This window comes from Streptomyces durbertensis (assembly GCF_014156695.1).
Lineage (GTDB): Bacteria > Actinomycetota > Actinomycetes > Streptomycetales > Streptomycetaceae > Streptomyces > Streptomyces durbertensis.
In genome coordinates, this window is record NZ_WMLF01000415.1 from 1 (window position 1) to 4,858 (window position 4,858).

The window sequence follows — 4,858 nt, forward strand, 5'->3', positions numbered from 1 at the left end:
ATAAGAGACAGGGGCAAGCCGGCCGCGCGCGGCCGAGGACCTTCGGGAGGCGGACGTGTCGGACGCGGACGTGTCGGACGCGGACGTTCGGGACAGAGGCATGGCGATGCTCCCGGTGAACGGGTGAGATGGCCTGAGTGGGGGGTGCGGGCGTCCCTGACCGCCGTGGGGAGGCGGTCCCCCGTGGGACGTCGCGGTCCAGGATCAGGAGTTGTTGAACACGCGTCAACAGGCTTCAATGCGAGGTGGGACGACGAAGTGAACGGCCCGGTGGACGATGTGAACGTCCCCTCCCGGCGGCCTGCTTCGACACCGCGCGAGGAGGTGACGGAGGTGAACGTTCACAACGCTTCCGGGCGGCGCGCCGCGCTCCCCGCCGACCTCGCGCGGGTGCTGCGGACCGGCCCCTTCCACGAGGCGCTGCGCGCGGCCATCACCGCGCGTGGGCTCGCCCTCAGCCGCGTGCGCCACCGGCTCGCCGAACGCGGCGTGCGGGTCGGTGTCACGACCCTCAGCTACTGGCAGCGGGGCGAGCGCCGCCCCGCGCGGGCCGAGTCGCTGCGGGCGGTCGGCGCGCTGGAGGACGTGCTGGAACTGCGGCGCGGCGCCCTCACCGACCTGCTGCGCCCGACGCCCGACGCGGCCCCGTCCGCCCGCCCCTACCGGACGCTGCTGGACACCGCCGCGCCGATCGCGGCCATCCTCGCGGATCTCGGCGCGCCCTCCGACGGCGGCGTGCACAGCCTCTGCCAGCTGGAACGCGTCACCGTCGGCCGCCGCCGGGAACTGCTGCGCCGCCGCTCCGAGCAACTGCTACGGGCGCACCGCGACGGCGTCGACCGCTATCTCGCCATCCACGTCGGCGACCCCGGATGCGACCCGGACCGGGTGGTCGTCCGCGCGGACGAGAACTGCCGCGTCGGACATGTGCGCGGCGACCGGCGGGCCGGGGTGGTGGTGGCGGAGCTGCTGCTCGACGCCCGGCTCCGCGCCGGCGAGACGCGGCTCATCGGCTACACCGTCGAGGACGGCACCGCCGGGGAGAGCCGGGAGTACGTGCGCGGCTTCAGCTACCCCGGCGGCCAGTACGTGCTCCAGGTGAGCTTCGACCCGGACGACCTGCCCGTGCGCTGCCACCGCTTCGCCCGCTCCTCCGCCGGTGCCCCGCCGGGCGACCGGCGGGAGCTGGTGCTCGACGGGCGCTACCCCAGCGTCCACCTCGCCGAGGAGCGGGTGCGGGACACCATCCTCGGGATCAGCTGGGAGTGGGCTCCGACCCGCCGGACGAACCTCAGCCCTCCCGGCGGCCCGGGCCGACGATGAGCCGGCCCTCGGAGACGGTGACCGGGTACTCCGGCAGGTCGACCGTGGCCGGCGTCTTCAGGACGGCGCCGCTGGCGGCGTCGAAGCGGCTGCCGTGGCAGCCGCAGCCGGCCTCCAGCTCCCTCACCGAGGAGAGCACGCAGCCGCCGTGGGTGCAGACCGCGCTGAACGCCCGGAACTCGCCCTTCTTCGGCTGCGACACCAGCAGCCGGTCCTCCCGGTAGATCCTCGCGCCCCCGACCGGCACCTCACCGGCGTCACCGCCGAGGGTGACGGCCTGCGTCTCCGCTTCGGGGCTGCGGGGCCAGCCGTCCCCGCCGCCGCAGGCGGTCAGGGCGAGGCCGGCCAGCGGGGCGGCCGCCGCACCGCAGAGGAGAGTCCGACGGGAGGGGCGCGGGCAGTCGTGTTCGGTCACGGTCGACAGCCTACGACCCGGTCAGACACGCTTGGCAGCCGCCTTCGCCGTCCCGCTCCCGGCCGCCTTGCGGGCCGCGCTCCTCGCTCCGCCGCGCCCGCCCGTGGCGCGCTTGGCGCCGCCGGCCTTCTGGGACGAGGCGTCGCTGACCCGCTCGCCGAGCATCTCCCGCAGGAACTTCCCCGTGTGGCTGCTCGGCACCGAGGCGACCTCCTCGGGCGTCCCCTCGGCGATGACCAGGCCACCGCCGGAGCCGCCCTCGGGCCCCATGTCCACGACCCAGTCGGCGGTCTTGACCACGTCGAGGTTGTGCTCGATGACGATGACCGTGTTGCCCTTGTCGACCAGGTTCTCCAGGACCTTGATCAGCTTGCGGATGTCCTCGAAGTGCAGGCCGGTCGTGGGCTCGTCGAGTACGTAGACCGTGCGGCCCGTGGAGCGCTTCTGGAGCTCGGAGGCGAGCTTGACCCGCTGCGCCTCACCACCGGAGAGCGTCGGCGCGGACTGCCCCAGCCGGACGTAGCCGAGACCGACGTCGTCCAGCGTGCGCAGGTGCCGGGCGATGGCCGGCACCGACTCGAAGAACTCCAGCGCCTGCTCGATCGGCATGTCGAGCACCTCGGCGATGTTCTTCCCCTTGTAGTGCACCTCCAGCGTCTCCCGGTTGTACCGGGCGCCGTGGCACACCTCGCACGGGACGTACACGTCCGGGAGGAAGTTCATCTCGATCTTGATCGTGCCGTCGCCGGAGCAGTTCTCGCAGCGGCCGCCCTTGACGTTGAAGGAGAAGCGCCCCGGCATGTAGCCGCGGACCTTGGCCTCCATCGTCTCCGCGAACAGCTTGCGGACGTGGTCGAAGACGCCGGTGTAGGTGGCCGGGTTCGACCGGGGGGTGCGGCCGATGGGGGACTGGTCGACGTGCACGACCTTGTCGACCAGGTCGTCCCCGGTGACCCGGGTGTGCCGGCCGGGCACCGCCTTGGCGCCGTTCAGCTCGCGCGCCAGGTGGGTGTAGAGGATGTCGTTGACCAGGGTGGACTTGCCGGACCCGGAGACGCCGGTGACGGCGGTGAGCACGCCGAGGGGGAACTCCACGCTGATGTTCTGGAGGTTGTTCTCCCGGGCGCCGTGCACGGTGATCCGGCGGCCGTCGTCGACCGGCCGGCGGCTGCGCGGCGTGGGGATGGACTTCCGGCCGGCGAGGTACTGCCCGGTCATCGACTCCTCGTTGGCCAGCAGTTCCTTCAACGGGCCGCTGTGCACCACCTTGCCGCCGTGCTCACCGGCGCCCGGGCCGATGTCGACGACCCAGTCGGAGGTCTTGATGGTGTCCTCGTCGTGCTCGACGACGATGAGGGTGTTGCCCAGGTCGCGCAGCCGGACCAGGGTCTCGATGAGCCGGTGGTTGTCGCGCTGGTGCAGCCCGATCGAGGGCTCGTCCAGCACGTACAGCACGCCGACCAGACCGGAGCCGATCTGCGTGGCCAGCCGGATGCGCTGGGCCTCGCCGCCGGAGAGCGTGCCGGCCGCGCGGTTGAGGGAGAGGTAGTCCAGGCCGACGTCGACCAGGAAGCGCAGCCGTTCGTTGACCTCCTTCAGCACCCGCTCGGCGATCGTCTTCTCCCGCGCGGTGAGCTTCATGCCGCGCAGGAAGTCGGCGCACTCGCTGATCGACATCGCCGCGACGTCGGCGATCGAGCGGTCCTGGACCGTCACCGCCAGCACCAGGGGCTTGAGCCGCGAACCCTCGCAGGAGGGGCAGGGCACCTCGCGCATGTACCCCTCGAAGCGCTCCCGGCCGGAGTCGCTCTCGGCCTCCGCGTGCCGCCGGCGGACGAACGGGACCGCGCCCTCGAACGCCGTGGTGTAGGACCGCTCGCGCCCGTAGCGGTTGCGGTAGCTGACCTCGATGCGCGTGCGGTGGCCGCCCAGCAGGGCCTTGCGGGCCCGCTGCGGCAGACCGGCCCAGGGGATGTCGGTGCGGAAGCCCAGCGCGTCGGCGAGCGCGCCGATGAGGCGGCCGAAGTACTCCCGGTTGTGGCCGTGCGACCACGGGTGGATCGCGCCCTCGTCCAGCGACTTCTCCTCGTCCGGCACGATCAGCTCCGGATCGACCTCCATGCGCGTACCGATGCCGGTGCACTCGGGGCAGGCGCCGAAGGGGGAGTTGAAGGAGAACGAGCGCGGCTCCAGCTCCTCGAACGACAGGTCGTCGTACGGGCAGTACAGGTGCTCGGAGTACATGCGCTCGCGCTGCGGGTCGTCCTCGTCGAGATCGACGAAGTCGAGGATCACCATGCCGCCGGAGAGGCCGAGCGCCGTCTCCACCGAGTCCGTCAGCCGGCGCTTGGCGCTCTCCTTGACGGTGAGGCGGTCGACGACCACCTCGATGGTGTGCTTCTCCTGCTTCTTCAGCGTCGGCGGGTCGGAGAGCTGGATGGTGACGCCGTCCACCCGGGCGCGGCTGTAGCCCTTGGACTGCAGGTCGGAGAAGAGGTCGACGAACTCGCCCTTGCGCTCGCGCACCAGCGGCGAGAGCACCTGGAAGCGGCTGCCCTCCTCCAGCGCGAGCACCTTGTCCACGATCGCCTGCGGCGACTGCCGGGCGATGGGCCGGCGGCACTCCGGGCAGTGCGGCTTGCCGATACGGGCGAACAGCAGCCGCAGGTAGTCGTACACCTCGGTGATCGTGCCGACCGTGGAGCGCGGGTTGCGGGACGTCGACTTCTGGTCGATCGAGACCGCGGGGGACAGGCCCTCGATGAAGTCGACGTCCGGCTTGTCCATCTGGCCGAGGAACTGCCGCGCGTACGAGGACAGCGATTCCACGTAACGGCGCTGGCCCTCGGCGAAGATCGTGTCGAAGGCGAGCGAGGACTTGCCGGAGCCGGACAACCCGGTGAAGACGATGAGCGAGTCGCGCGGAAGGTCGAGCGAGACGTTCTTCAGGTTGTGCTCGCGTGCGCCACGGACGATCAGACGGTCAGCCACGCCGGTTGGCACCTTTCGTGTGGAGGCGGGAGCACCGGCCGGTACGGCTCGGCCCCCCGCCCAGGGTATGGGCGCGCCACCGATAACTCCCAACGGCGCAGGCAGGCGGCCGGCGGGGGTGTGGAGGGT

3 protein-coding genes are annotated in these 4,858 nt (G+C 71.8%); 1 reads left to right on the forward strand and 2 read right to left on the reverse strand.

What is annotated here, in order from left to right:
• The first annotated feature begins 333 nt into the window (after positions 1 to 333).
• Entirely contained in the window at positions 334 to 1,323 is a 990-nt protein-coding gene (locus tag GL263_RS21640) for a hypothetical protein (RefSeq protein ID WP_182857414.1), read from the forward strand.
• On the opposite strand, the gene GL263_RS21645 is transcribed toward GL263_RS21640, so the two are convergent.
• Positions 1,292 to 1,738, reverse strand: coding sequence for a QcrA and Rieske domain-containing protein (locus GL263_RS21645; protein WP_182857415.1), 447 nt, complete (start codon positions 1,736 to 1,738; stop codon positions 1,292 to 1,294). The two genes, GL263_RS21640 and GL263_RS21645, sit on opposite strands and share 32 nt — an antisense overlap.
• A gap of 21 nt (positions 1,739 to 1,759) precedes the next feature.
• Entirely contained in the window at positions 1,760 to 4,729 is a 2,970-nt protein-coding gene (gene uvrA / locus GL263_RS21650; protein ID WP_182857416.1) for an excinuclease ABC subunit UvrA, read from the reverse strand.
• Between the last annotated feature and the right edge of the window lie 129 nt (positions 4,730 to 4,858).